Annotated in this window: 23 protein-coding genes and 1 tRNA gene; 10 read left to right on the top strand and 14 right to left on the bottom strand. The window is 70.7% G+C overall.

The genetic code is table 11. The annotated features are described in order from the left end of the window. Nucleotides 1–14: 14 nt before the first annotated feature. A complete protein-coding gene (locus tag ACTWJ8_RS17675) occupies nt 15–1697 on the bottom strand; it encodes a sodium:solute symporter family protein (RefSeq protein ID WP_443264445.1) in 1683 nt (560 codons plus the stop codon). A 200-nt stretch (nt 1698–1897) separates the two neighbouring features. Here ACTWJ8_RS17675 and galT point away from each other — a divergent pair, with 200 nt between their 5' ends. Genes galT through galK form a run of 3 tightly spaced genes read left to right on the top strand, consistent with a single transcriptional unit; the run spans nt 1898 to nt 5124 of the window. Further along, nucleotides 1898–2962, top strand: coding sequence for a galactose-1-phosphate uridylyltransferase (gene galT, locus ACTWJ8_RS17670; protein ID WP_443264443.1), 1065 nt, complete (start codon nt 1898–1900; stop codon nt 2960–2962). Next, a complete protein-coding gene (gene galE / locus ACTWJ8_RS17665) occupies nt 2962–3921 on the top strand; it encodes a UDP-glucose 4-epimerase GalE (protein ID WP_356384250.1) in 960 nt (319 codons plus the stop codon). The genes galT and galE overlap by 1 nt, the downstream gene beginning before the upstream one ends. Before the next feature lie 27 nt (nt 3922–3948). Then, the gene (gene galK, locus ACTWJ8_RS17660) at nt 3949–5124 is read left to right on the top strand and encodes a galactokinase (RefSeq protein WP_356384253.1); all 1176 of its coding nucleotides are present in this window, start codon (nt 3949–3951) and stop codon (nt 5122–5124) included. A 147-nt stretch (nt 5125–5271) separates the two neighbouring features. Here galK and ACTWJ8_RS17655 read toward each other — a convergent pair whose 3' ends face one another. Then, nucleotides 5272–5727, bottom strand: coding sequence for a GNAT family N-acetyltransferase (locus ACTWJ8_RS17655; protein ID WP_443264441.1), 456 nt, complete (start codon nt 5725–5727; stop codon nt 5272–5274). Between the two features lie 284 nt (nt 5728–6011). On the opposite strand from ACTWJ8_RS17655, the gene ACTWJ8_RS17650 reads away from it, so the two are divergent. Further along, nucleotides 6012–6761 carry a LuxR C-terminal-related transcriptional regulator gene (locus ACTWJ8_RS17650; protein ID WP_385760490.1) on the top strand — a complete coding sequence of 250 codons (750 nt, stop codon included), beginning with the start codon at nt 6012–6014 and terminating at the stop codon, nt 6759–6761. Nucleotides 6762–6783: 22 nt separating this feature from the next. Here the strand turns inward: ACTWJ8_RS17650 and tamR are convergent, their stop codons facing one another. Further along, nucleotides 6784–7281, bottom strand: coding sequence for a MarR family transcriptional regulator TamR (tamR, locus tag ACTWJ8_RS17645; RefSeq protein WP_356384262.1), 498 nt, complete (start codon nt 7279–7281; stop codon nt 6784–6786). Between the two features lie 87 nt (nt 7282–7368). On the opposite strand from tamR, the gene ACTWJ8_RS17640 reads away from it, so the two are divergent. Beyond that, nucleotides 7369–8163 (top strand): trans-aconitate 2-methyltransferase, encoded by a 795-nt coding sequence (locus ACTWJ8_RS17640; protein WP_356384265.1) that lies wholly within the window; start codon nt 7369–7371, stop codon nt 8161–8163. A gap of 230 nt (nt 8164–8393) precedes the next feature. Here ACTWJ8_RS17640 and ACTWJ8_RS17635 read toward each other — a convergent pair whose 3' ends face one another. Continuing rightward, nucleotides 8394–9095: a TetR/AcrR family transcriptional regulator gene (locus ACTWJ8_RS17635; RefSeq protein WP_356384268.1), complete on the bottom strand. Its 702-nt coding sequence runs from the start codon at nt 9093–9095 to the stop codon at nt 8394–8396. 12 nt (nt 9096–9107) lie between these two features. Further along, nucleotides 9108–10091, bottom strand: a complete 984-nt coding sequence (locus ACTWJ8_RS17630; protein WP_356384271.1) for an acyl-CoA desaturase — start codon at nt 10089–10091, stop codon at nt 9108–9110. A 293-nt stretch (nt 10092–10384) separates the two neighbouring features. Between ACTWJ8_RS17630 and ppc the strand changes: the two genes are divergently transcribed. Continuing rightward, a complete protein-coding gene (gene ppc / locus ACTWJ8_RS17625) occupies nt 10385–13123 on the top strand; it encodes a phosphoenolpyruvate carboxylase (protein WP_356384274.1) in 2739 nt (912 codons plus the stop codon). 13 nt (nt 13124–13136) lie between these two features. Here ppc and ACTWJ8_RS17620 read toward each other — a convergent pair whose 3' ends face one another. The 7 genes from ACTWJ8_RS17620 to ACTWJ8_RS17590 form a co-directional block, all read right to left on the bottom strand. Continuing rightward, a complete protein-coding gene (locus ACTWJ8_RS17620; RefSeq protein ID WP_443264439.1) occupies nt 13137–13592 on the bottom strand; it encodes a hypothetical protein in 456 nt (151 codons plus the stop codon). A 64-nt stretch (nt 13593–13656) separates the two neighbouring features. Next, entirely contained in the window at nt 13657–14250 is a 594-nt protein-coding gene (gene pth, locus ACTWJ8_RS17615; RefSeq protein ID WP_443264437.1) for an aminoacyl-tRNA hydrolase, read from the bottom strand. 101 nt (nt 14251–14351) lie between these two features. Next, the gene (locus ACTWJ8_RS17610; RefSeq protein WP_356384283.1) at nt 14352–14948 is read right to left on the bottom strand and encodes a 50S ribosomal protein L25/general stress protein Ctc; all 597 of its coding nucleotides are present in this window, start codon (nt 14946–14948) and stop codon (nt 14352–14354) included. Between the two features lie 185 nt (nt 14949–15133). Beyond that, entirely contained in the window at nt 15134–16111 is a 978-nt protein-coding gene (locus tag ACTWJ8_RS17605) for a ribose-phosphate diphosphokinase (RefSeq protein ID WP_356384286.1), read from the bottom strand. A gap of 120 nt (nt 16112–16231) precedes the next feature. After that, nucleotides 16232–17683, bottom strand: coding sequence for a bifunctional UDP-N-acetylglucosamine diphosphorylase/glucosamine-1-phosphate N-acetyltransferase GlmU (gene glmU, locus ACTWJ8_RS17600; RefSeq protein WP_356384289.1), 1452 nt, complete (start codon nt 17681–17683; stop codon nt 16232–16234). 115 nt (nt 17684–17798) lie between these two features. Further along, a tRNA-Gln gene (locus ACTWJ8_RS17595) sits at nt 17799–17869 on the bottom strand. A gap of 11 nt (nt 17870–17880) precedes the next feature. After that, nucleotides 17881–18747: a hypothetical protein gene (locus ACTWJ8_RS17590; RefSeq protein WP_356384292.1), complete on the bottom strand. Its 867-nt coding sequence runs from the start codon at nt 18745–18747 to the stop codon at nt 17881–17883. 158 nt (nt 18748–18905) lie between these two features. On the opposite strand from ACTWJ8_RS17590, the gene ACTWJ8_RS17585 reads away from it, so the two are divergent. Beyond that, on the top strand, nt 18906–20222 hold the full coding sequence (locus ACTWJ8_RS17585; protein WP_443264435.1) for a sensor histidine kinase: 1317 nt from the start codon (nt 18906–18908) through the stop codon (nt 20220–20222). Between the two features lie 6 nt (nt 20223–20228). On the opposite strand, the gene ACTWJ8_RS17580 is transcribed toward ACTWJ8_RS17585, so the two are convergent. Beyond that, complete coding sequence (locus ACTWJ8_RS17580) at nt 20229–20738, bottom strand: SUKH-3 domain-containing protein (protein ID WP_356384298.1); 510 nt, start codon at nt 20736–20738, stop codon at nt 20229–20231. Continuing rightward, nucleotides 20738–21301, bottom strand: a complete 564-nt coding sequence (locus tag ACTWJ8_RS17575) for a YwqJ-related putative deaminase (protein WP_443264433.1) — start codon at nt 21299–21301, stop codon at nt 20738–20740. Before ACTWJ8_RS17575 ends, ACTWJ8_RS17580 begins: the two co-directional genes overlap by 1 nt. A gap of 290 nt (nt 21302–21591) precedes the next feature. On the opposite strand from ACTWJ8_RS17575, the gene ACTWJ8_RS17570 reads away from it, so the two are divergent. Genes ACTWJ8_RS17570 through ACTWJ8_RS17560 form a run of 3 tightly spaced genes read left to right on the top strand, consistent with a single transcriptional unit; the run spans nt 21592 to nt 26614 of the window. After that, entirely contained in the window at nt 21592–22584 is a 993-nt protein-coding gene (locus ACTWJ8_RS17570; protein ID WP_443264431.1) for an SMI1/KNR4 family protein, read from the top strand. A 7-nt stretch (nt 22585–22591) separates the two neighbouring features. After that, on the top strand, nt 22592–25558 hold the full coding sequence (locus tag ACTWJ8_RS17565; protein WP_443264429.1) for an SUKH-4 family immunity protein: 2967 nt from the start codon (nt 22592–22594) through the stop codon (nt 25556–25558). Nucleotides 25559–25615: 57 nt separating this feature from the next. Then, nucleotides 25616–26614, top strand: coding sequence for an LCP family protein (locus ACTWJ8_RS17560; RefSeq protein WP_356384307.1), 999 nt, complete (start codon nt 25616–25618; stop codon nt 26612–26614). Nucleotide 26615: the final 1 nt, after the last annotated feature.

Raw genomic sequence — 26615 nt, 5'->3', positions numbered from 1 at the left:
GGGTACCTCGGACCTCAGAAGGAGAACGGGATGTAGCAGATGGCGGCGAGGACGATGGCGCCCCAGCCCAGCAGGGCGGGCCTGCGGTACCAGGCGTCGTCGCCCTCGGCCGGCGGCTCCTCCATGCCCGGCGACTTCGTGCCGTAGACGAGACCGGCCAGCTCCTCGGCGGGCTTGGACTTCGTGCAGAGCGTGACCACGAACATCACCACGGCGCCGACCACGAAGGCGACGATCGAGGAGACGAAGTTGGCGCCCTGGTCGGACGGGATCTCGATGACGCCCTGCTTGTAGAACCAGAAGTAGTTCACCATCGCGGCCACCGTGCCGGACAGGAGGCCCCAGAATCCGGCGGCGGGCGTGGTGCGCTTCCAGAACATGCCGATGATGAAGACCACGAACAGCGGGACGTTGAAGAACGAGAACAGCGTCTGCAGGTAGTTCATGATGTTGCTGAAGCTGCCCGCGATGAACGCGGTGCCCATGCCGATCAGCACACCCACGGCGGTGACGACGCGTCCGGTCAGCAGGTAGTGCCGGTCGCTCTGGCCCTTCTTGATGTACGCGGCCCAGATGTCGTTGGTGAACACCGTGTTGAACGAGGAGACGTTGGCGGCCATACCGGCCATGAACGCCGCCAGCAGACCGGTCACGGCGATGCCGAGGACACCGTTCGGGAGCAGGTCGCGCATGAGGACCGGGATGGCGTCGTTGTACTGGAGGCCGTCGGCGGACTTGCCGAGCGAGGGCTCCATGACGAGCGCGATCAGTCCGGGAACCACGACGACCATCGGGATGAGGATCTTCGGGAACGCGGCGATCAGCGGGGTGCGCTTGGCGGCGGAGAGGTTCTTCGCGGAGAGCGCGCGCTGCACCTCGGCGAAGTTCGTCGTCCAGTAGCCGAAGGACATCACGAAGCCGAGGCCGAGCACGATGGTCAGCCAGTTGGCGCCGAGCGGGTTGGACTCGCCGATGCCGGTGCCCTGCCAGGCCGTCATGAACGAGTCGCCGTGCGAGCTGGACAGCGAGTCCGTGATGCCGTCCCAGCCGCCGACGCGCTTGAGGCCGACGATCGTCAGCGGGATCAGCGCGGCGAGGATGACGAAGAACTGCAGGACCTCGTTGTAGATCGCCGAGGAGAGTCCGCCGATGGTGATGTACGCGAGCACGAACAGGCCGGCGATGACGATCGCCACCCACTGCGGCCAGCCGAGCAGCGCCTGGAGGACCAGGGCCATGGCGTACAGGTTGACGCCCGCGATCAGCACCGAGGAGACGGCGAAGATGATCGAGGAGAGCAGGTGGGACGAGGGCCCGAAGCGGTGCAGCAGGAACTCGGGGACCGAGCGCACCTTCGACGAGTAGTAGAAGGGCATCATCACGAGGCCGAGGAAGACCATGGCCGGGATGGCGCCGATCCAGTACCAGTGCACGGTGTAGAGGCCGTACTGCGCCCCGTTGGCCGCCATGCCGAGGATCTCCGTGGCACCCAGGTTCGCGGCGACGAACGCGAGACCGGTGACCCATGCGGGCAGTGATCGCCCGGACAGGAAGAAGTCGAGGCTGGTCTTCACGGATCGGCGTGCGGCGAAGCCGATGCCCAGGACCACGACGAAGTAGATCGCCATGATCGCGTAGTCGAGGCCGTTGGTGGGCAGCCGGAGCCCCTCGGCCAGGGTTGTTGTGGGGGACAGCATGGAGTGATCTCGCTTCGTTGCGCGAACTGAAACAGTCCGGAACCTACGCCTCCGAGTTCAATAAGTGAACAGTTCGCATGATGTTCTTTGTTGGATTGTGATTGAGCCCTCTTCTGGCGCTCCCTTGACGTCACTGGTGTCGTATGCTTTGTTGTGTTGTGTTTGGTTCTGTTTGGTTGGTGTGATGAGGAGCATCGGACGTGAAGAAGACGTCGACCCGGCTCGCCGACGGTCGTGAGCTGATCTACTACGACTCGCGGGACGACGTCGTGCGCGATGCGGTCGACCGGCGCCCCCTCGACCCCACCGTCACCACCTCCGAGGTGCGCCGCGACCCGCTGCTCGGCGACTCCGTCGCCATCGCCTCGCACCGCCAGGGCCGCACCTACCACCCGCCGGCCGACGAGTGCCCGCTGTGCCCCTCCGCGGGCGAGCGGCTGAGCGAGATCCCCGACTCCTCGTACGACGTGGTGGTCTTCGAGAACCGCTTCCCCTCGCTCGCCGGGGACTCGGGCCGCTGCGAGGTCGTGTGCTTCACGTCCGACCACGACAAGTCCTTCGCGGACCTCACCGAGGAGCAGGCGGGCCTCGTCCTCGACGCGTGGACCGACCGGACGGCCGAGCTGTCCCACCTCGACTCCGTCGAGCAGGTCTTCTGCTTCGAGAACCGCGGCGCCGAGATCGGCGTCACCCTCGGCCACCCGCACGGCCAGATCTACGCCTACCCCTTCACGACGCCCCGCACGGCCCTCATGCTGCGCAACGCCGCCGAGCACAAGGAGCAGACCGGCGGCCGCAACCTCTTCGCCGACGTCGTGGCGAAGGAAATCGAGGACGGCTCCCGGATCGTCGTCGACGGCGAGCACTGGGTGGCCTTCGTGCCCTACGCCGCGCACTGGCCGTACGAGGTGCACCTCTACCCCAAGCGCCAGGTCCCCGACCTGCTCGCGCTCGACGACGCCGCGCGCACAGAGTTCCCCAAGATTTATCTGGAACTCTTGAGGCGCTTCGACCGGATCTTCGGTGAGGACCAGCCGGCGACGCCGTACATCGCGGCCTGGCACCAGGCCCCGTTCGGCCCGCTGGACGAGTTCGAGGGTGTGGGCCGTGACGACTTCGCGCTGCACCTCGAGCTTTTCACCATCCGCCGCACTTCCGGCAAGCTGAAGTTTCTCGCGGGTTCCGAGTCCGGCATGAGCGTGTTCATCAACGACGTGCCGCCGGAGGCCGCGGCCGAGCGACTGCGAGAGGTAGCGAGCAAGTAATGGGTAAGTACCTGGTCACGGGCGGGGCCGGCTATGTCGGTTCCGTCGTCGCGCAGCACCTGATCGAGGCCGGCCACGAGGTCGTCGTCCTCGACAACCTCTCCACCGGCTTCCGCGAGGGCGTGCCCGCGGGCGCGACCTTCGTCGAGGGCGACATCCGCGACGCGGGCAAGTGGCTCGACTCCTCGTACGACGCCGTGCTGCACTTCGCCGCGTTCTCGCAGGTCGGCGAGTCCGTCGTGAAGCCCGAGAAGTACTGGGCGAACAACGTCGGCGGCACCATGGAGCTGCTCGCCGCGATGCGCGCGGCCGACGTCCGCACGCTGGTCTTCTCCTCGACCGCCGCCACGTACGGCGAGCCGGTGAACACGCCGATCCAGGAGTCCGACCCGACCGCGCCCACCTCCCCGTACGGCGCGTCGAAGCTCGCCGTCGACCACATGATCACGGGTGAGGCGAACGCGCACGGGCTCGCCGCCGTGTCCCTGCGGTACTTCAACGTCGCCGGAGCGTACGGCGACTGCGGCGAGCGGCACGACCCCGAGTCGCACCTGATCCCGCTCGTCCTCCAGGTCGCCCAGGGCAGGCGCGAGGCGATCAGCGTCTTCGGCGACGACTACCCGACGCCCGACGGCACCTGCGTCCGTGACTACATCCACGTCGCGGACCTCGCCGAGGCGCATCTGCTCGCCGTCGACGCCGCGCGGCCCGGCGAGCACCTCATCTGCAACCTCGGCAACGGCAACGGTTTCTCCGTCCGTGAGGTCATCGAGACCGTCCGCCAGGTCACCGGACACCCGATCCCCGAGGTCGTCGCCCCGCGCCGCGGCGGCGACCCGGCCGTCCTCGTCGCCTCCGCCGCGACCGCGCGCGAGCGCCTCGGCTGGAACCCGTCCCGCGCGGACCTCGCGGGCATCGTCGCCGACGCCTGGGCGTTCGCCCAGGCCCGTGAGCAGTAGTCACTACGAGGGTCAGGTAGCCAACTGATGTCCGTCGCCACGCAGTTCAAGGATCTGTACGGGTACGAGCCCACCGGAGTCTGGGCGGCCCCCGGCCGCGTCAACCTCATCGGCGAGTACACCGACTTCAACGAGGGCTTCGTCATGCCGCTCGCGCTGCCGCACACCGCGGTCGCCGCGGCGGCCCGGCGCGAGGACGGCGTGCTCCGCCTGCACTCCGCCGACATCGACGCGCCCGTCGTGGAACTGCGTGTCGACGATCTGGCCCCGCTGTCGAAGTACGGGCAGGGTGGCTGGGCCGCGTACCCGGCGGGCGTCGTCTGGGCGCTGCGCGACGCGGGCCACACGGTGGGCGGCGCGGACATCCACCTCGCGTCCACGGTGCCGACCGGAGCGGGCCTGTCCTCGTCCGCGGCCCTGGAGGTCGTCACGGCGTACGCGATGAACGACCTGTACGAACTCGGGCTCGGCGGCCCCGAGTTGGCGGTCCTCTCGCAGCGCGCCGAGAACGCGTTCGTCGGCGTGCCCTGCGGCGTCATGGACCAGATGGCGTCGTCGTGCGCCACCGAGGGCCACGCCCTGCACCTCGACTGCCGCGACCTGTCGGTCCGGCAGGTGCCCTTCGACCTGGAGGCGCACGGCCTCCAGCTCCTCGTCGTCGACACCCGCGTCAAGCACGAGCTGGGCGACGGCGCGTACGCGGAGCGGCGCGCGGGCTGCGAGGAGGGCGCCCGCGTCCTCGGCGTCTCGCACCTGCGCGACGTGTCGTACGCCGAACTGGGCAGGTCCGTCGCCGAGTTGGAGCTGGCGGGCGTCGACGAGAAGGTCGTCCGCTACGTCCGCCACGTCGTCACCGACGACCACCGCGTCGAGCGCGTCATCGAACTCCTCGACGCCGGCGACGTCCGCGCCATCGGCCCGATCCTCGTCCAGGGCCATGTCTCGCTCCGCGACGACCTGCGCATCTCCTGTCCTGAACTCGACCTGGTCGTCGCGACCGCGATGGCGTCGGGCGCGCTCGGCGCGCGCATGACCGGCGGCGGATTCGGCGGCTCCGCGGTCGTCCTCGTGGAGTCGGCCGACGCCGACACCGTCACGAAGTCGATCACCGGCGCCTTCGAGGAGGCCGGCTTCACGGCCCCCCGCGTCTTCCCGGCGGTCCCGTCCCCCGGCGCCCGCCGTCTCAGCCGAGCCGCTTGGTGAGTGTGAATTCCTTGAGGCCCGGTGGGTAGTCGGGGATCACGGACATGACCTCGTAGCCGTGCAGCCGGTAGAAGCCAGGCGCCTGACTGTGTCTCACAGTGCGCTCCGCGCACGGGCCCAGGTCTCCGTGGGTGTGCGCTCGCCGTTTCAGCCGAGCCGCTTGGTGAGTGTGAACTCCTTGAGGCCCGGTGGGTAGTCGGGGATCACGGACACGACCTCGTAGCCGTGCAGCCGATAGAAGCCCGGCGCCTGGAAGTCCCAGGTCTCCAGGCGGGAGCCGGCGCAGCCGCGGTCCTCGTACGCGATGCGCTCCGCCTCCGCGAGGAGGCGGGAGCCGAGGCCCGCGCCGCGGTGCTGCTCGGCGACCCACAGCAGATCCACGTGCAGCCAGTGCGCCCACGTGTACCCGTCGAGCCCCGCCGCCAGGGAGCCGTCCTCGTCCACCAGCCAGACCTGCAACGGGAGATGCTGGTCGGCGGCGGTGCCGCGCAGCTCCCGCAGGACCGGTGACGCCGCCGTGTTGGTCTCCCGCAGCAGCGACCGGAGCAGAAGAGCGCGCTCCTTGTCGACTTCTGTCTCGATGCGAAACATGCGCATCACCATAAACGCGCAGGACAGTCGCTGCTCCGCCAACCGAGAACCAGTTCTGCGAATTGACTTCCCCTCTGGTCCTTCACCTCTAGTCTGAGGACAGCACCGGTGGGGGCCGGTGCCGATCAGGGGGCGAGACAGCCGGGTACGACGCCCGGAGCGGGGGAAGCGGTGAGGAGCACGGCGGCGGCCGTGGCCTCGGCGACCCGCACTCCGGGCGCCGTACCCGCGTTGAACGCCCCCCGACGTTGGGGTATCCCCTGCTCCGCACGGAGCTCGGGGAAGGGGGTAATCACGTGGTACGCATCCGGGTCCTGGTCGTCGACGACCACCGCATCTTCGCCGAATCGCTCGCGGCGGCACTCGCCGCGGAGCCCGATGTCGACGTGTCGGCCGCGGGCAGCGGCCCCGCGGCGCTGCGCTGCCTCGACCGGGCGGTCGCCGAGGGGCGCCGGTTCGACGTCCTGCTGATCGACGCGGACCTCGGCGCGGCCTCACTCCAGGGCATGCGCGCGCCGACACCGGTGCCGGACAGCGCCGCCCAGGACGGCCTCGTCGACGGCATCTCGCTGGTGGCAGGCGTGCGTTCGGCGCAGCCCGCCGTGCGCACGGTGGTGCTCGCCGAGCGGGACGACCCGCGCAGGGCGGCGCTCGCCCTCCAGGCCGGGGCATCCGGCTGGGTCGCCAAGGACTGCTCGCTGTCCCGGCTGCTGACCGTCATACGGGGCGTGCTGCGCGAGGAGACGCATCTGCCGCCCGCGCTGCTCACGGGCGTCCTGCGGGAGCTGACGGCGGCGCGCAAGCACCGCACCGAGTCCGAGCGGCTCGTGGAGTCCCTGACGCCGCGCGAGCGCGAGGTGCTGCGCTGCATGGTGGCGGGGCTCGGCCGCAAGGCGGTGGCCGAACGGCTCTTCCTGTCGCCGCACACGGTGCGGACGCACATGCAGAACGTGCTGGGCAAGCTCGGAGTGCACTCGACGCTCGCGGCGGTCGCGCTCGCGCGCAGGGCGGGGGTCGGCCCGGTCGACCTGGAAGCGGCCAGCTGAGCCGGTTCGGGCCTGCGGGGGCTCAGCCGGGAATGTTGTCGAACGGCGCGGTCAACTGGCGGAGCAACCCCGCCAGTTCCGCACGCTGAGCGCGCGAGAGCTCCGCGAGGATCGCCCGCTCCTGTTCGAGCAGCCCGGCCAGGGCCTGGTCGGCCCGGTCGCGCCCCTCGTCCGTGAGCCGGACGAGGACACCGCGCCGGTCGCTGGGATCGGGCAGCCGCTCGACGAGCCCCTTCTTGGCGAGCCGGTCGATGCGGTTCGTCATCGTGCCTGACGTCACCAGGGTCTGGGTGAGCAGCTGGCCGGGGGAGAGCTGGTACGGCGTGCCCGCGCGGCGCAGCGCCGTCAGCACGTCGAACTCCCAGGGCTCCAGGTTGTGCTCGGAGAAGGCCAGGCGGCGGGCCCTGTCGAGATGGCGCGCGAGCCTGCTGACCCGACTGAGCACCTCGAGGGGCTCCACGTCGAGGTCGGGGCGCTCTCGGCGCCACGCTGAGACCAGACGGTCGACCTCGTCCTCCATGACGATCAGTGTAGGGGGTGTGTCGACGTGAAGTCTCTTGAGGTCGACTATCTTGACATCGAGATATGTCGGGCGGAGGCTGATTCCATGACACGCACACCCACCTGGGACCCGCAGCAGTACCTCCGGCACGCGGATCATCGCGGCCGCCCCTTCGTGGACCTGCTGGCCCGCGTCCCCGATCTTCCCAGAGAGCCGGCCCGCATCGCCGACCTCGGGTGCGGACCGGGGAACGTCACGACGCTGCTCACCGAGCGCTGGCCCACGGCCCGTGTCACCGGGTACGACAACTCGCGGGAGATGCTGGCCAGGGCCGCCGCCCACGCCACCGACCGGCTCGACTTCGCGTACGCGGACGCGGCGGAGTGGGCGCCCACGGAGACGTACGACCTGATCGTGTCGAACGCGACACTGCAGTGGGTGCCGGGCCACGTCGACGCGTTTGCGCGCTGGGTCGACGCGCTGGCGCCGGGCGGCACGTTCGCCTTCCAGGTGCCGGGCAACTTCGGCGCGCCCAGCCATGCGCTGATGCGGGAACTGGCCGAATCGGCCCGCTGGAAGGCCCGCCTCTCCGGCGTCCTGCGGCACGCCGACGCGGTCCTGGAACCCGCCGCGTACCTGGCCCGCCTCGCCGACCTCGGCTGCGAGGTCGACACCTGGGAGACGACCTACCTCCACCTCCTCCAGGGCCCCGACCCGGTCCTCGACTGGCTCAAGGGCACCGGCCTGCGCCCGATCCTGACGGCCCTGTCGGACGACCCGGAGTCCCGCGACGCCTTCCTCACCGACTACCGCACCCTGCTCCGCGAGGCCTACCCCCCGACCCCCCACGGCACGGTCCTCCCGTTCCGCCGCATCTTCACGGTGGCGGTCCGCCCGTGACGCCGCGGGGCGCCGGCCTGCGCCGTGGCTGAGCTCCACCTCGACGCTCACCCCGCACCGGGGCGCCGCCTTGCCCACCCTGCCGCCCTTGGCGGCAGATTGCCCAAGGCGGCGGAGCCCGCCCGTCAGCGGGCGGGCTCGGCGGGACCAGCCCCGCCGAGGTTTCAGGGGGGAGATTGAGGCGCGGGGTCCGGGGCGGAGGCCCAAGGCCGCGACGTCGGTGCCGCGCGTCAGTTCTTGCGGTGGCCTATCAGGCGTGGCTTCGGTTCGAGGCCGTCCAGGCCGTGCCAGGCCAGGTTGACCAGGTGGGCCGCGACCTCCGCCTTCTTCGGTTTGCGGGCGTCCAGCCACCACTGGCCCGTCAGGGCGACCATGCCGACCAGCGCCTGCGCGTACAGCGGCGCCAGCTTCGCGTCGAAGCCCCGGTTCTTGAACTCGCGGCCGAGGATGTCCTCCACCTGCGTCGCGATGTCGGAGATCAACGACGCGAAGGAACCGGTGGACTGGGGGATGGGGGAGTCGCGGACCAGGATGCGGAAGCCGTCCGTGTACTCCTCGATGTAGTCGAGGAGCGCGAACGCCGCCTGCTCGCACAGTTCGCGCGGGTGCCCCGCCGTGAGCGAGCTGGTCACCATGTCGAGGAGCTGCCGCATCTCGCGGTCCACGACCACCGCGTACAGCCCCTCCTTGCCGCCGAAGTGCTCGTACACCACCGGCTTGGAGACCCCGGCCTTCGCCGCGATCTCCTCCACCGAGGTGCCCTCGAAGCCCTTCGCGGCGAAGAGGACACGACCGATCTCCAGGAGCTGCTGCCGCCGCTCCGCCCCCGTCATCCGCGTTCTGCGCGCGCGCCGAGTCTTCTCGGGCCGGTCCGGCCTGTCACTGCTCGGATTGCTCGGGGTGCTTGAGTCGGTCGCCACGCCTCCCATCATGCCGTGCCGAGGTCAGGCCGCGTCGGCGACCTGCTCCTTGCGGCGCGAGGCGATGCGGTCCTTCGACGGCCAGCGGACGTCGTGCGCCCACCCGAGCTGTTCGAACCAGCGGATGAGACGGGCCGAGGAGTCGATCTGGCCGCGCTCCACACCGTGCCGCGCCGACGTCGGGTCCGCGTGGTGCAGGTTGTGCCAGGACTCGCCGCAGGAGAGGACCGCAAGCCACCACACGTTGCCCGAGCGGTCCCGGGACTTGAAGGGCCGCTTGCCGACGGCGTGACAGATCGAGTTGATCGACCACGTCACGTGGTGCAGCAGCGCCACCCGGACGAGCGAGCCCCAGAAGAACGCCGTGAACGCGCCCCACCACGACATCGTGACCAGACCGCCGATCAGGGCGGGCAGCAGCAGCGACACCGTCGTCCACAGGACGAACTGGCGGGAGATCGCGCGGATCGCCGGGTCCTTGATCAGATCCGGGGCGTACTTCTCCTGCGAGGTCTGCTCCTCGTCGAACATCCACGCCATGTGCGCCCACCACAGCCCCTTCAGCAGGGCCGGCACGGTCTCCCCGTACCGCCACGGCGAATGCGGGTCGCCGTCGGCGTCGGAGAACTTGTGGTGCTTGCGGTGGTCCGCCACCCAGCGCACGATCGGGCCCTCCACGGCCAGCGACCCCATGATCGCCAGCGCGATCCGCAGCGGCCGCTTCGCCTTGAAGGAGCCGTGCGTGAAGTACCGGTGGAAGCCGATCGTGATGCCGTGGCAGCCGATGAAGTAGAACGCGACGAGCAGCCCGAGATCGAGCCAGCTCACCCCCCAGCCCCAGGCCAACGGCACCGCCGCGACCAGGGCGAGGAACGGGACGGTGATGAACAGGAGCAGTGTGATCTGCTCCACGGAGCGCTTCTGCTCCCCGCCGAGCGTCGCCGAGCCGCCGGGCGGTGACGAGGCCTGTCGGGGGGCTTCTTCGATCACATCGGAACTGGTGGCCATGGGAGTCCCCTGTAAGTCGAGGGTTGAGACGGGCTGAGACGGGTCAGGAGATCCACGGGGATCCGCGGACAGCTTGCCTACGGTTCCGTAACCTACGGCACCGTAAGTATGTCAGCGTGCAGCCCGGCGGCAAGAGGCCCCGACCTCGCCGCCGGAGGTGGCACATATCCTTGGAATCGGTCGGACAGCGCGGTCCGCTCTGAATCTCCACCCTGGGTTACGTACCCGGATCCGGGGATCCTCCCTCCCGACGTGCTTCACCCCGTGCTTCACCATTGCAAGGAGCCGCACCTGTGAGCAGTGCCGACGAACAGACCGCTGCGACGAGCACCAGCGCCGAGCTGCGCGCCGACATCCGTCGGCTCGGTGACCTGCTGGGCGAGACCCTGGTCCGCCAGGAGGGCCCGGAGCTCCTCGAGCTGGTCGAAAGGGTCCGCCGCCTGACCCGCGAGGACGGCGAGGCCGCCGCCGAGCTGTTGCGCGGCACCGAGCTGGACACCGCGGCCAAGCTGGTCCGTGCCTTCTCCACGTACTTCCACCTGGCCAATGTGACCGAGCAGGTGCACCGTGGCCGTGAGCTGCGCGCCATGCGGGCCGCGGAGGGCGGACTTCTCGCCCGGACGGCGGACCGCCTCAAGGACGCCGACCCCGACCACCTGCGCGACACGGTCAAGAACCTGAACGTACGACCCGTCTTCACGGCGCACCCCACGGAGGCGGCCCGCCGCTCCGTCCTGAACAAGCTGCGCCGCGTCGCCGAGCTCCTGGAGACCCCGGTCCTGGAGACCGACAGGCGCCGCTACGACACCCGCCTGGCCGAGAACATCGACCTCGTGTGGCAGACGGACGAGCTGCGTGTCGTGCGCCCCGAGGTCACCGACGAGTCCCGCAACGCGATCTACTACCTCGACGAGCTGCACGCCGGAGCCGTCGGCGACGTCCTGGAGGACCTCACCGCCGAGCTGGAGCGCGTCGGCTTCAGCCTCCCCGAGGACAGCCGCCCCCTCACCTTCGGCACCTGGATCGGCGGCGACCGCGACGGCAACCCGAACGTGACGCCCGCCGTCACCTGGGACGTCCTGATCCTCCAGCACGAGCACGGCATCAACGACGCGCTCGACATGATCGACGAGCTGCGCGGCTTCCTGTCGAACTCGATCCGCTACACGGGCGCCACCGAGGAGCTCCTCACCTCCCTCCAGTGCGACCTGGAGCGCCTCCCCGAGATCAGCCCCCGCTACAAGCGGCTCAACGCCGAGGAGCCCTACCGGCTCAAGGCCACCGCGATCCGGCAGAAGCTCGAGAACACCAAGACGCGCCTCGCCAAGAACACCCCGCACGAGGAGGGCCGCGACTACCTCGGCACCTCCGAGCTGCTCCACGACCTGACGCTCATCCAGACCTCGCTGCGCGAGCACCGCGGCGGACTGTTCGCCGAAGGCCGCATGAACCGTACGATCCGTACGCTCTCCGCCTTCGGTCTTCAGCTCGCCACGATGGACGTCCGCGAGCACGCCGACGCGCACCACCACACGCTCGGCCAGCTCTTCGACCGGCTCGGCGAGGAGTCCTGGCGCTACGCCGACATGCCCCGCGACTACCGCGGCAAGCTGCTCGCCAAGGAACTCCGCTCCCGCCGCCCGCTCGCGCCCACCCCGGCCCCGCTGGACGCCGAAGGCGAGAAGACCCTCGGCGTCTTCCACACCATCAAGCGCGCCCTCGACGTGTTCGGCCCCGAGGTCATCGAGTCGTACATCATCTCGATGTGCCAGGGCGCCGACGACGTGTTCGCCGCCGCCGTCCTCGCCCGCGAGGCGGGCCTCATCGACCTGCACGCCGGCTGGGCCAAGATCGGCATCGTGCCGCTCCTGGAGACCACCGACGAGCTCAAGGCCGCCGACACGATCCTCGAGGACATGCTCTCCGACCCCTCGTACCGGCGCCTCGTCGCGCTCAACGGGGACGTCCAGGAGGTCATGCTCGGCTACTCCGACTCCTCCAAGTTCGGCGGCATCACCACCTCCCAGTGGGAGATCCACCGCGCCCAGCGGCGCCTGCGCGACGTCGCCCACCGCTACGGCGTCCGACTGCGCCTCTTCCACGGCCGCGGCGGCACCGTCGGCCGCGGCGGCGGCCCCTCGCACGACGCGATCCTCGCCCAGCCCTGGGGCACCCTGGAGGGCGAGATCAAGGTGACCGAGCAGGGCGAGGTCATCTCCGACAAGTACCTCGTGCCGTCCCTGGCCCGCGAGAACCTGGAACTGACCGTCGCGGCGACGCTGCAGGCCTCCGCCCTGCACACCGCGCCGCGCCAGTCCGACGAGGCCCTCGCCCGCTGGGACGCCGCCATGGACGTCGTCTCCGACGCCGCCCACACGGCGTACCGCAAGCTCGTCGAGGACCCGGACCTGCCCAACTACTTCCTCGCCTCGACGCCCGTCGACCAGCTCGCCGACCTGCACCTCGGCTCCCGGCCCTCGCGCCGCCCCGGCTCCGGCGTCTCCCTCGACGGACTGCGCGCCATCCCGTGGGTGTTCGGCTGGACCCAGTCCCGGCAGATCGTCCCCGGCTGGTACGGCGTCGGCTCAGGACTCAAGGCACTGCGCGAGGCCGGCCTCGACACCGTCCTCGACGAGATGCACGAGCACTGGCACTTCTTCCGCAACTTCATCTCCAACGTCGAGATGACGCTCGCCAAGACCGACCTGCGGATCGCCAAGCACTACGTCGACACCCTCGTGCCCGACAACCTCAAGCACATCTTCGACGAGATCGTCACCGAGCACGAGCTGACCGTGAACGAGGTGCTCCGCATCACCGGCGCACCCGAACTCCTCGGCAACCAGCCCGTGTTGAAGCAGACGTTCGAGATCCGCGACGCCTACCTCGACCCGATCTCCTACCTCCAGGTCGCCCTGCTCAAGCGGCAGCGCGACGCCGCGGCCGCAGGCGAGGACCCCGACCCGACCCTGGCCCGCGCCCTGCTGCTCACCGTCAACGGCGTGGCCGCCGGCCTGCGCAACACCGGCTGACCCAGGGCCTGCCCTAGAACCCGACGGCGACGAACGCCGCCGTCAGCACCGCGAAACCGGCGCCTCCCGTGACCCACGTGAGGCGCCGGTTCCGTATCCCGCCCGCGAGCACCACCGCAGCGAGCAGCAGCGCACCGCCCAGCGGCACCCACGCATGCAGAAAACCGGCCGTACCCGCGCGCACCGCCGACGTCGAACTCGGCTTCAGCACCACGGGAAGCCGGACACCCTTCTTCTCCCCCACCGAGCGGTCGATCGTCACGCTCGCATGCCGTACGGCGGTGGGGGACGCCGGCGAGAACGGACCGGCACACGTACCGCCCGCACACCGCGTCACCGTCATCGTGCCGCGCTCACGGCCGGTCGGGAACATCACGTGCTGCGCCGCGCCCCACGACGCCCAGACACCGGCGATCAGCAACAACGCGGCGACCGTGGCCGCCGCGACTTGACGGGCAACAGGCAACATGGCCGGGATCCTTGGCCATGACCCCGCGCACGGTCAACTCCCGCGGGGGACACATCCGTACACGTCAGGAGTTGTACGTCGACTGCGCCCGCTCGAGACCCTCGATCACCAACGCCTCCACGGCGTCCGCGGCCCGGTCCACGAAATAGTCCAGCTCCTTGCGCTCCGCCGAAGAGAAATCCTTCAGGACGAAGTCCGCCACCTGCATCCGGCCCGGCGGACGACCGATCCCGAACCGCACCCGGTGGTAGTCGCTGCCCAGCGCCTTGGTGATCGACTTCAGACCGTTGTGCCCGTTGTCACCACCGCCCAGCTTCAGCCGCAGCACCCCGTAGTCGATGTCCAACTCGTCGTGCACCGCCACGATCTGCGCCGTCGGCACCTTGTAGAAGTCCCGCAGCGCCGTCACCGGACCACCCGAGACATTCATGTACGACATCGGCTTCGCCAGGATCACCCGACGGTTCAGCGGACCCGGCGGACCGATCCGCCCCTCGACGACCTGCGCCTGCCCCTTCGTCGCCCGCTTGAACTTGGCACCCATCCGCTGCGCCAGCAGATCGGCCACCATGAAACCGACGTTGTGCCGGTTCATCGCGTACTCGGGACCGGGGTTGCCGAGCCCGGCGATCAACCAGGGAGCGTTCTCGTCGGACATGCGCATTCCTCATGTGTGCGTCGAAACGGGGGCATCGATACAGCGGAACGGGGTGGCGGGCCACGCCCACCACCCCGTACAGCGGGTCAGACCTCGAAGGCTCAGGCCTCCGCGGCCTCCTCCTCGGCCTCGGCCTCGGCCGGGGCCTCCTCGGCCTGCGCGGCCAGGACCTGGAGGACGGTGGCGTCCTCGTCCACGGCGAGCGTGGAGCCCGCGGGCAGCTTGATGTCCTTGGCGTGGACCGAGTCACCGGCGTCCAGGCCCTCGACCGAGACGGTGACCGACTCGGGGATGTGCGTGGCCTCGCACTCGACCGTGAGGGTGTTCAGGACGTGCTCGAGCAGGTTGCCACCCGGGGCCAGCTCGCCCTCGGTGTGGATCGGGAGCTCGACGGTGACCTTCTCGCCCTTCTTGACCTGAAGGAAGTCGACGTGCTCCAGGAAGCCGAGCAGCGCGCCGCGCTGGACGGCCTTCGGGATGACCAGCTCGGAGGACTTGCCACCGTCGATGTCCAGACGGAGCAGGGCGTTCGGCGTACGCAGCGCCAGCATCAGGGCGTGGGCGTCAAGGGTGATGTGCACCGGGTCGTTGCCGTGGCCGTAGACGACACCCGGCACCTTCTCGACACGACGCAGACGGCGGGCGGCACCCTTGCCGAACTCGGTGCGGCTCTCGGCGGCGAGCTTGATCTCTGCCATTGCTCTCAACTCCTCGTAGGTCTGGGGAAAAGGGTCACCCGGCCACGAACGGCCTGCTACGAAGAGCGCGTCGATAACGGACAGCCGACACTTCCGAGAACAGAAGTACGGCCTCCCTCGCCGAGCAACTCGAGCAGTTTACCCGGCGCGGAAGGCCGCACCCAAATGGATCTTCAGTCAGCCGATCAGGCTTCGCCCTCGAACAGGCTGGTCACGGAGCCGTCCTCGAAGACCTCGCGCACGGCGGAGGCGATCGTCGGGGCGATCGACAGGACCGTGATCTTGTCGAGCTCCAGCTCGTTCGGCGTCGGCAGCGTGTTCGTGAACACGAACTCGCTCACCTTCGAGTTCTTCAGACGGTCCGCCGCGGGACCGGAGAGCACACCGTGCGTCGCCGTCACGATGACGTCCTCCGCGCCGTGCGCGAACAGGGCGTCGGCGGCGGCGCAGATCGTGCCACCCGTGTCGATCATGTCGTCGACCAGGACACAGACCCGGCCCTTCACGTCGCCGACGACCTCGTGCACGGTCACCTGGTTCGCGACGTCCTTGTCACGGCGCTTGTGGACGATCGCCAGCGGAGCACCGAGCCGGTCGCACCAGCGGTCGGCCACACGCACGCGGCCGGCGTCGGGGGAGACCACGGTCAGCTTCTCGCGGTCCACCTTCGCGCCCACGTAGTCCGCCAGGATCGGCAGCGCGAACAGGTGGTCCACCGGGCCGTCGAAGAAGCCCTGGATCTGGTCCGTGTGCAGGTCCACCGTCAGAATGCGGTCCGCACCGGCCGTCTTCATCAGGTCGGCGACCAGACGCGCCGAGATCGGTTCACGTCCACGGTGCTTCTTGTCCTGCCGCGCGTAACCGTAGAACGGCACGATGACGGTGATGGAGCGGGCCGACGCGCGCTTCAGCGCGTCGATCATGATCAACTGCTCCATGATCCACTTGTTGATCGGAGCCGTGTGGCTCTGGATCAGAAAGCAGTCGGCGCCGCGAGCGGACTCCTGGTAACGGACGTAGATCTCGCCATTGGCGAAGTCGAACGCCTTGGTCGGGACGATCCCGACACCGAGCTGGTGCGCGACCTCCTCGGCAAGCTCGGGGTGGGCGCGGCCGGAGAAGAGCATCAGCTTCTTCTCGCCGGTCGTCTTGATCCCGGTCACAGCACTAGTCTCCTCAGACGAGTTCGTCCGCCGCAGCTGCCCGCGCGTCCCTATAGCAGCGAGCCAGGCGAATCGTGTGCACCTATCACGGTACGCCGTGTCGGGCGCACCTGTTTCCGGTCAGCTCTCGCTTTCCGGATCCCGGGAAGCCGCCTCGGCCGCCTTCGCGGCCGCGCTCCCCGGACGCTTTCGAGCCACCCAACCCGCGATATTCCTTTGCTGGCCCCGGGCCACGGCCAATGAACCGGCCGGTACATCCTTCGTGATCACGGACCCCGCGGCGGTGTACGCGCCGTCCCCGATGGTGACAGGAGCCACAAACATGTTGTCCGAACCCGTCTTGCAGTGAGACCCCACCACCGAGTGGTGCTTCGCCTCACCGTCGTAGTTCACGAACACGCTCGCGGCACCGATGTTCGTGAAATCACCGATCGTCGCGTCACCCACGTACGACAGATGCGGCACCTTCGTACCCTCACCGATCGACGAATTCTTCGTCTCCACGAACGTCCCGATCTTCGACTTCAGACCGAGCCGCGTCCCGGGCCGCAGATACGCGAACGGACCCACCGACGCCTCAGGACCCACCTCCGAGCCGTACGCCACCGTGTTGTCCACATGCGCGCCCGCACCCACCCGGGTGTCCGTAAGCCGCGAGTTCGGACCCACCACACAGCCCTCGCCGAGATGCGTCGCACCATGCAGCTGCGTACCCGGCAGCACCGTCGCGTCCCGCTCGAACGTCACCGACGCGTCGATGAACGTCGTCGCCGGATCCACGACCGTCACACCCGCCAGCATCGCCCGCTCCAGCAGCCGATCGTTCAACGTCCGACGGGCCTCGGCCAACTGCACCCGGTTGTTGATCCCCGCGATCTCACGGTGATCCCGCGCCACCGAAGCCCCGACCCGGTGCCCCGCCTCCCGCAGGATCCCGAGCACGTCCGTCAGGTACTCCTCACCCTGCGAATTGTCCGTCCGCACCTGCTTCAACGCCTCGACCAGCAGCCGCCCGTCGAACGCGAACACACCCGAATTGATCTCATTGATCGCGCGCTGCGCCTCGGTCGCGTCCTTGTGCTCGACGATCGCGGTGACCGCGCCCGAGACGTTGTCGCGGACGATCCGGCCGTAGCCCGTCGCGTCCGGGACCTCGGCGGTCAGCACCGTCACGGCGTTGCCGTCGGCGGCGTGCGTGGCGGACAGGGCGGTCAGGGTCTCGCCGGTGAGCAGCGGGGTGTCGCCGCAGACCACGACGACGGTGCCCTCCACCGCGCCGTCGAGCCCCTCGAGGCCCATCCGGACGGCGTGACCCGTGCCGTTCTGCTCGGCCTGGACGGCGGTGCGGGCCCCGGCGTCGATCTCGTTCACGTGCGCGGCGACCTTCTCGCGCTCGTGTCCCACGACCACGACGAGCTGCCGCGGATTCAACTCGCGGGAGGCGGCGAGCACATGACCGACGAGCGAACGGCCACAGAGTTCGTGCAGGACTTTCGGCGTCGCCGACTTCATACGGGTGCCCTCACCCGCTGCGAGTACGACGACGGCTGCCGGGGTGTTGGCGCTGCTCACGGGTGGGCCCTTCGGCGTCGGATGCGTTGTGGGGTGGACATCCGCAGGATACCGGGGCGTTTTGGGCCGAGCATGGGGGCGGGGCCCGACCGATTCGGTGGGGCCCCGCGTTGTGCTCCCGGGGAAGGAATCGAACCCTCATTCAATGGACCAAAACCATTTGTCCTGCCATTAGACGACCCGGGATGGTTCGCGCGCTATGTCCAATTTCCTGGATCATGCGCGGTGGCAGCCCCTACTATGCCGTACCACCAGCCCTCGATGCGACGGTACAGCTCAGCGCTCTTGATTACGTAGACGCTGAAGCAGCCTCGGTACGTCTCCGATGTGTTCTTGCGGACGGTCGACGGGTTGTGTCTCTTGAGAGTCGTCCTTTGCAGTACGGAGACGTCGGCGCCGACGACTCCCGCCCAGAATCGCTCGGCTCCGGCGATGTCCGCCGACTCGTGGATGCTCACGCGAAAGCGCAGGCGTTCGCGCTCGACGCCCAGGAGGTCGAGCCAGCGCAGGTAGAACGCGATGACGTTCGGGTCGCTGTTGATGAAGGTGAGTCGCTCGCGGCGCTGATGGGCCTTGTCCTTGCCGCCTTCCGCCCAGTACAGGGCGACGCCGGTCCACAGGATCTCCCGGTCGGTCAGGGTGCCCACGTCGGCGGCTGCGGCCAGCTTCGTGCGGGACCGCTCCGCGTCGCGCACCGCGAGTTCGTGCTCCCAGCGCTTGGTTGCCGCCAGCTTCGCCTGTTCCGAAGGGGCGCGCCGCTCCGGCTTCGGCAGGTCGCGCACCCACAGGGAGACCGAGCTCTTCGAGCAGCCGAGTTCGGCCTGGATCCGGTCGTAGGTCCAGCCCTGGAGGCGCAGCTCGCGGGCGCGGTCGCGCAGGGCGTCCTTGGCGTTGGGGCGGTGCGTCCACTCCGGGGCGGGTTCGCCGTCGAGGAGGCGGTTGAGGAGGTCGTTGTTGTCGACGTGGATCGTGTCGCGGATCTGGCGGCGGCTGAGGCCCTGACGGCGCAGGGTGATGGCTTGCTCTCGGAGGGACTCGAAGTCTGTGTACTTGGTGGGTGGCATGGGCTCAGCGTCGGATGCGAGCGGGGATGGGAGGGGGTGGTCGGTGGGGGTTCGTTGGGAAGTGTGGGGGAGTTATCCACAACGCGGGGGTTGTCCACAGGCTCGGGGTGGTGAAACTCGCCGGAAAAGGGGCAGGGGGCGACCGTAGGGTGGAGGGCATGACCACAGCGGGGGAAGTTCACCGAGGCGCGGCCGGGGGGCCGTGGTGGTGGGCGCGGCGCAGGGCCGCCGTGCTGGATGTGGTGCTCGCGGTGGCCTCGGCCGTGGAGTGCGCGGTGGAGGGTGTGCCGTTCGCGCACAAGGCCGGGTTGCCGGTGTGGGTGGGGGTGGTCTTCGGTGCGCTGACCGGGGCGACGCTCGTGCTGCGGCGGCAGTGGCCGATCGCGGTGGTGCTGATCTCGGTGGCGGTGACGCCGGCGCAGATGGGTGTGCTGCTGACGGTGGTCGGGCTGTATTCGCTGGCGGCGTCGGAGGTGCCGCGGCGGATCATCGGGGCGCTGGCGGGGATGTCGTTCCTGGGCACGTTGATCGTGTCGGTGGTGCGGGTGCAGCAGGATTCGGCGGCGCACGCGGACACGTTCCAGGTGGCGAACTGGGTGGTGCCGTTCCTGGCGATCACGACGGCGCTGGGGGTGACGGCTCCGCCGTTGCTGCTGGGTCTGTACGTGGGTGCGCGGCGGCGGCTCATGGATTCGTTGCAGGAGCGGAACGAGTCGTTGGAGCGGGAGCTGGGGCTGCTCGCGGAGCGGGCGGAGGAGCGGGCCGAGTGGGCTCGGGGTGAGGAGCGGACGCGGATCGCGCGGGAGATGCACGACGTGGTGGCGCACCGGGTGTCGTTGATGGTGGTGCACGCGGCGGCGTTGCAGGCGGTGGCGCGGAAGGATCCGGAGAAGGCGGTGAAGAACGCGGCGCTGGTGGGGGACATGGGCCGGCAGGCGCTCACGGAGCTGCGGGAGATGTTGGGGGTGCTGCGGGCCGGGGATCCGGTGCCGGAGCGTGCGGAGCGGGTGCCGCTGGAGGCGGTGGGGGTGGCGGCCGCCGCGGCGGCGTCGCGGGCCGAGGCGGAGGCGGAGGCCGGGCCCTGGCTTGCGGAGCTGGAGGAGCTGGTGGGGCAGTCGCGGGCGGCCGGGATGGTCGTGGAGATGTCGGTGGAGGGGGAGGTGCGGGCGTATGCGGCGGTGGTGGAGCAGACGGCGTACCGGGTGGTGCAGGAGGCGTTGACGAACGTGCACAAGCACGCGGCGGGCGCGAAGACGTATGTGCGGCTTGCGCATCGGGGCGCGGAGGTGGCGATGCAGGTGGAGAACGATCCGCCGCCGGTCCCCGCCGAGGCGTCGTCGGCGGGGCTGCCGTCCGGGGGGAACGGTCTGGTGGGCATGAAGGAGCGTGTGGCCGGGCTGGGCGGCGTGTTCGTGTCGGGGCCGACGGACGCGGGTGGTTTCCGGGTGTCGGCGGTGCTGCCGGCCGCTTCGTAAAAGGGGCTACGTGCCGGTGCCCGCCGGTGGGGCGAGGCGGGGCGGCTGGACGCCGGTGATGAGGGTGGTGAGCGCCTCGTCTATGTCGGGCCCGAGGTACCAGTCGCCGCTGTGGTCGAGGGCGTAGATGCGGCCTTCGGTGTCGATCGCGAGGAGGGCCTCGGTGCCGGATTCGGCGCCGAGCGGGGCGAGTTCGGTGTCGAGGGCGCGGCCGAGGTCGCCGAGGGTGCGGGCGGCGTGCAGTCCGTGCAGCGGGTCGAGGTGCGGCTGGGCGGGGGCGATGTGGCGGCCCGGCCCGGTGGGGGTGAGGTGGAGGCCGCCGAATTCGGCCCAGGCCTCGACGGCGGCGGGGAACACGGAGTGGCGGTGTCCGGCGGGGGAGACGTGGGTGCGCAGGGCGTCGGCCCAGAACTCGGCCTGCTTGATGTCCCAGCGGCCCGGCTGCCAGCCGGCGACGCGCAGGGTGGCGTCGACCAGGTCGGAGAAGCGGGCTTCCTGAGGGGTGGGGTGGGGCATCAGTGGGCGGCCTCGTCGTTGTCGTGCGGGGTGGTGTCGGTCTCGGGGGCCACGACGTGGACGCCGAAGTGGGCGGCGAGCGCGGTGCAGGCGCGGCAGGGGCGGGCGAAGCCGCCGTGCAGCGGGTCGCCGTCCTCGCGGATGCGTCGGGTGGTGAGTTTGGACTGTTTGAGCGCTTTGCGGGCCTCGCCGATCGTCATGGGCCTGCGGCGGGCGCGCTTCGACTTCTCGGTGCGTTCGGCGTCGCTGGCGGTGAGGTGCCGGGAGACGAGGATGACCTCGGCGCAGCGTCCGGTGAAGCGGTCGCGCTGGGCGCTGGTGAGGGTGTCGAGGAAGTCCTGGACCAACGGGTGCAGGGTGGGGGCCTTTTCGCCGCGGGCCGCGGTGGCGGTGAGGGTGGTGCCGCGGACGGAGAGGGCGGCGGCGACGGTGGGGAGTATGCCGTCGCGGCGCACGCGAAGGGTGGGGACGGCGGCGTCGTCGGTGGCGCTCCACCCGACGCGCGGATCGTCTCCGTGCTGCTCGTCCGCGGGTGCCGTTTCCTCTGCGGTACCGCTGCGCATCTGTTGTTTCCCCTCCTGCAGTTCCCCACTGCAATCCCCCTGGTTGCCTGCACAGACTGCCAAACGGGGTCGCGAGTGCGGAAGCCGGTCCCCGTCGACACGCCCGATCGTCACGTCGTGGTGATGCTCGGGTGACTGCTGGTCATGGAACCGGAGGGCCGGTGACCGGTGTCGCGCAACCGCATAGGCTGTCGTTGGATTCGTACGGGTCAGCAGCGGATCCGGAACAGGTCCGGTACGGGACCGGAACAGATCCACAATCGTCAACAGCGCCGCAGGGGGCAACCGACATGACGACAGGTCGGCTCGGGCAGCAGGCCGCGCCGCCGAACGCGGCGTATGCCGGGCAGGTCGTGCACTTCCCGGATCCGGTCCGTGCGGCGCGGCATCCGCGTGGTGTGCGGGTGGACGGTGACGGTTTTCCGGATTTCTCCCCGTATGCCAGGGCCGCGGCGGAGATCGCGGATCCGCCGCAGGGCTTCGGCGTGGACGAGCTGCGGCTGACGGACTACGTGTCGGCGAACGCGGCGCTGGCCGCGTCCGGGCACGAACTGTGGGACATGATCCCGCGGGTGGCGACGCCGCACGGCTGGACGTGGCACCACGCGCGCGGGTCGCGGCGCCTCGAGCTGATCCCGGTCGAGGTGAAGGCGCTGCTGCGGCATCACGGCGGGTTGGCGACGGCGGCGGTGGACCAGCGCAAGCGGGGCACGCGGGCGTTGCAGGACACGCGGCCGGTGCACTTCGGGCTGCCGAAGTCCGGGGTCGCGGTGTCGGAGAGCCAAGTGCTGTCGGCCGAGGAGGACTTGGGGTTCCGGCTGCCGGGGGCGTACCGCTCGTTCCTGAAGGCGGGTGGCGGGTGCGCGCCCGTGGGGACGGGTCTGGACGCGGAGTTGGGGCTTCTGGTCGACCAGCCGTTCTTCACGGTGCGCGACGAGGCGGCCGTGAACGATCTGGTGTACGTCAACAAGTGTCTGCGCGATCACCTCACGAAGGATTTTCTGGGTGTGGCGTTCGTGCAGGGTGGGTTGCTCGCGGTGAAGGTGCGGGGTGACGCGGTCGGTTCCGTGTGGTTCTGCGCGTACGACGACGCGCGGGACAGCGGGGAGACGGCGGCGCTGCCGGTGGCCGAGCGGGTGGAGCGGCTGCTGCTGCCCTGCGGCGAGGACTTCGACGGTTTCCTGTCCCGACTCGCGGGCAGTCCGCCGGAGTTGGAGACGGTGGCGAATCTGATGGTGGACGGCGGCTTCGCGCGGGCCGTTCCGGTCGCCGGTGGGGAGTGAGCTTGCGATGGTGACGTTCGCGCAGGCGCAGGAGCGCGCCGAGGAATGGATCAACGGGGACGTGCCCGCGTATCAGCACCGTGAGGTGCGGGTGCGGGAGTTCGAGCTGGGGTTCGTCGTGTGGGCGGAGGACCGCGAGGGCGGTCCCGTGTCGGACGGTGGGCGGCAGCGGCTCGTGATCGCGCGGGACAGCGGGGACGCGTCGCTGTGGCCGGCGCTGCCGGTGGGCGAGGTGATCCGCCGCTACGAGGAGGAGTACGGCCTCCCCGACGCCCCCGCGGCTCCCCGTCCCCCGGAGCGGGTCGACCTCAACCAGACGTCCTTCCTCCTGACGCCGCCTGAGTGGTTGCAGGAGGAGGCGGACAGGCAGGGGCCTCCGGCCGAGGTCCCGTCGGCGCCTGCGGCTGCCGCTTCGGGCGAGTATGCCGTGGCGGCGCCGGGCGGGTCGGGCGAGCACGCCGTGCCCGCGCCCGACGGCACGGACTCGGCGGACTCCATCGAGTCGCCGGCGACGGCGAAGCTGGTGAAGCCTTCGGCGCGCGCGAGCACGGGCGCACCGACCGGCGCCGGGTCCGCCGGGGCGGCGCCCGCTGACGGCCGGCCCGCGGCCACCGGGCCCGCTGACGCGCGGCCCGCGAGTCCTTTGCCCGCCGAGGCGGGTCGGACCGATGCCGGGTCCGCCGGTGTGGCACCCACGGGTGGGGTGCCTGCTGCTGCGGTGCCTGCCGATGCGCGGCCCGCGAGTTCTGCGCCTGCCGGTGCGGGGTCTGCTGGTTCGGCGCCCACGGGTGGGGTGCCTGCTGCTGCGGCGCCTGCCGATGCGCGGCCCGCGAGTTCTGCGCCTGCCGGTGCGGGGTCCGCTGGTGCGGTGTCTACGGGCGGGGTGCCCGGTGACGCGCGGTCCGCGGCTGCCGCGCCTGTTGACGCGCGGCCTGCTGATGCCGGGGCCGCTGGTTCGGCGGCCACGGGTGGGACGCCCGCTGCTGCGGCGCCCGCTGACGCGCGGCCGGGGGATTCCGCGCCTGCCGACGTCAGGCCCGCAGCCCCTGCGCCCGCCGATGCGCGGCCCCCCGCCCCCGCCGCACCCACGCCGCCCCCGGCCGCCCCTGCCTTCCCTCCCCCCGCCGACGCCGTGCGGCCCATGTCCGTGGATGCGACGCCGTGGGCCGGGACGGATACGAATGGGGTGGGGGACGAGGAGGATCGGTCGGTGCCGTTGCCGGAGACGGTGTTCTCGCCGCCGCTCGCGGAGGACGCGCCGCCGCCCCCGGCCGCGTACGGCTACCCGCAGGACCCCGCCGCCCCGATCCCGCCGCCTCCGCCGCCGCCGGCGGACGGCCCCCCGGTCTCGTACAGCACCCCGCAGTCGTTCCCGCCGCCCACTCCGGGCACCGCGGTCCCCGGGCCGCCGCCCCCCAACGCCTCGTACGGCTACCCGCAGGGCGCCGCCGACATCGCGGGCGCCGTGACCAGCAAGGCCGAGCCCCCGCGCGGCGGACCGCAGACCCCGCCGCCGCCGGGGCCGCCCGGCGCGCCCGCGGGCGGTTACGTTCCTACGCAGATGGTGCCCCCGCCTCCGCCGCCTCCCGGCGCTCCGGGCGACGGTGTGCATCACGCGGCGACGATGTTGTCCGGTCCGCCGCCCGGTGGTCCGGGTGGTCAGGCTCCGCCGCCGCCCCCGCCTCCCGGCACGCCCGGCGAGGGCGCGCAGCGGCCTTCGCCGCCTCCGCCGCCGGGTGTTCCCGGTGGTCCGGGTGACGGTGTGCACCATGCCTCGACGGTGCTGTCGGGCCCGGGGCCGCAGGGTCCCGAGCGGCCTTCGCCGCCTCCGCCGCCGGGTGTTCCCGGTGCTCCGGGTGACGGTGTGCACCACGCCGCGACCGTGCTGTCCGGTCCCGCCCCGCAGGGCCCCGGTATGCCGCCCCCGCCGCCAGGGCCGGGGCAGCAGGCCCCGCCCGCGTACGGGTACCCGCAGCCTCCGCAGCCGGGGCCCTCGGGGCAGCCGACCGTGGGGCCCGGGTACCAGGCCGTGCTGCGGTACCGCGCGCCCGACGGGTCCGAGCAGCAGCTCATCCGGCGGTCCGCGCCGGGCACGCCGCACCCGGAGTGGCAGATCTTCCACGAGCTGCGCGGCATGAACGTGCCGCCGGACCAGGTCCTCGAGCTCCACACGGAGCTGGAGTCCTGCTCGCTGCCCGGCGCCTACTGCTCGCGGATGATCCAGGAGCAGTGGCCGCAGGCACGGATCACGTCGATCGCCCCGTACGGCACGGATCACGCGAGCCGCCAGCAGGGCATGCAGCAGCTCCTCGCGCACCAGGGCGAGCTGCACCAGGTCGCGGACGGCCCGGCGCGTCCGGCGCCGGTGCGCGCCCCGTTGCAGCCGGCGCAGCCCGCGCCCCCGGCCGCGCCGGAGGCGATCGCGCAGGAGCTGGCCGCGGCGTTCGGCCCCGGCGTGTTCCGCTTCGACCAGCGGGCCGTGTCCCGGCAGGGCGTCCCGGACGTCGTGGCGCACACGCTCGTGGTGGCGGGCCTGCCGACGGACTTCGGGCCGTTCTTCTGGGCGCAGGCCCAGCCGGGCCGCCCGGTCCCGACGCTGGCCGAGCTGGCGCAGGAGCGCGGCGTGCGCCCCGCGTCGGACGCGGGCTCGTACCTGGTGATGGGCAGCGACTTCGGCAAGGCGCTGTGCGTGCAGTACGGGTCGGCGAACATCGTGGCCGTGCCGGTGGAGTCGGGCCCCGAGGGGGCTCCGGTGCCGCCGCAGTTCGTGAACAGCGGGCTGCCGGAGTTCGCCCGCTCGCTCGCGCTGCTCGGCCGGATGTGGCGGCTGCGCTACGGGCTCAACCAGGAGCAGGCGGGCCGCTGGACCGTCGACTTCCAGGCGCAGCTCAGCGCGATCGACTCGGCGGCGCTCGGCTCGCCGGAGACGTGGTGGTCGGTGCTGCTCGAGCAGATGTGGGACGGCCTGCTGTAGGGCGGACCCGAGGGCGCTCGACCTGCGGGATCGGTCGGGCGCCCCGATCATGCGCACATGGCAGGTGAGTGGAGTCGGCCGACGACGGTGCGCGCGACGCGGAAGCGACGCTTCCGGCCGAAGCGGATCGCGCTGGCCCTGCTGGTCGTCCTCGTGGTGCTCGTCGCGTACGTCGCGGGCCTGTATTTCTGGGCCGGTTCGCGGCTTCAGTCGACGGACGCGTTCAGCGACTACAGCGGGCGTCCGGCGGCCGGCGCGGGCACGAACTGGCTGCTGGTCGGCTCGGACTCGCGGGCGAACCTGACGCCCGAACAGCGCAAGGAGCTGCACGTCGGCAACGACGGGGGCGACCGCACCGACACGATCATGCTGCTGCACTACGGGGACAGCGGCCCGTATCTCGTCTCGATCCCGCGCGACTCCTACGTGTCCATCCCCGGGCACGGCCAGAACAAGATCAATTACGCGTACTCGGCGGGCGGCGCGAAGCTGCTCACGCGGACCGTGGAGGAGGCGACGGGCCTGCGCGTCGACCACTACGCGGAGGTCAGCTTCCTGGGGCTCGTCGACGTCGTGGATTCGCTCGGTGGGGTGGAGATCTGCGTCGCCGACGGCGGGCTGCACGACGAGAAGTCCGGCGCCGACTTCGACGCGGGCTGCCAGACGATGAACGGCACGCAGGCCCTGCAGTACGCGCGGGCCCGCTACTCCGATCCGACCGGGGACCTGGGCCGGGTCAAGCGGCAGCAGCAGCTCGTGGACGCCATCGCGAACAAGGCGCTGAGCGCCGGGGTGCTGATCCCGCCGTGGAAGCTGATCCCTTTCCTGAGCGCCTCGCTGGACGCGCTGACCGTCGACCCGGACACCGGGGTCGCGGCGCTGGCCACCATGGGTGTCAAGATGTCGGACCCGGCGTCGACGACCACCGTTCCCGTGGGCAGCGAGCCCAATGTTTCGGGGGTCGGCGACGTGGTGATGTGGAACCAGGGCGAGGCCGATCAGCTCTTCTCGGCCCTGCGCGAGGACAAGGCGATTCCGACTTTCGACGGCAATTGAC

The sequence above is a fragment of the Streptomyces sp. SDT5-1 genome (assembly GCF_052245995.1).
Classification (GTDB): domain Bacteria; phylum Actinomycetota; class Actinomycetes; order Streptomycetales; family Streptomycetaceae; genus Streptomyces.
The sequence above is the reverse complement of the archived record's forward strand: the minus strand, read 5'-3'. Positions and strand labels throughout refer to the sequence as shown.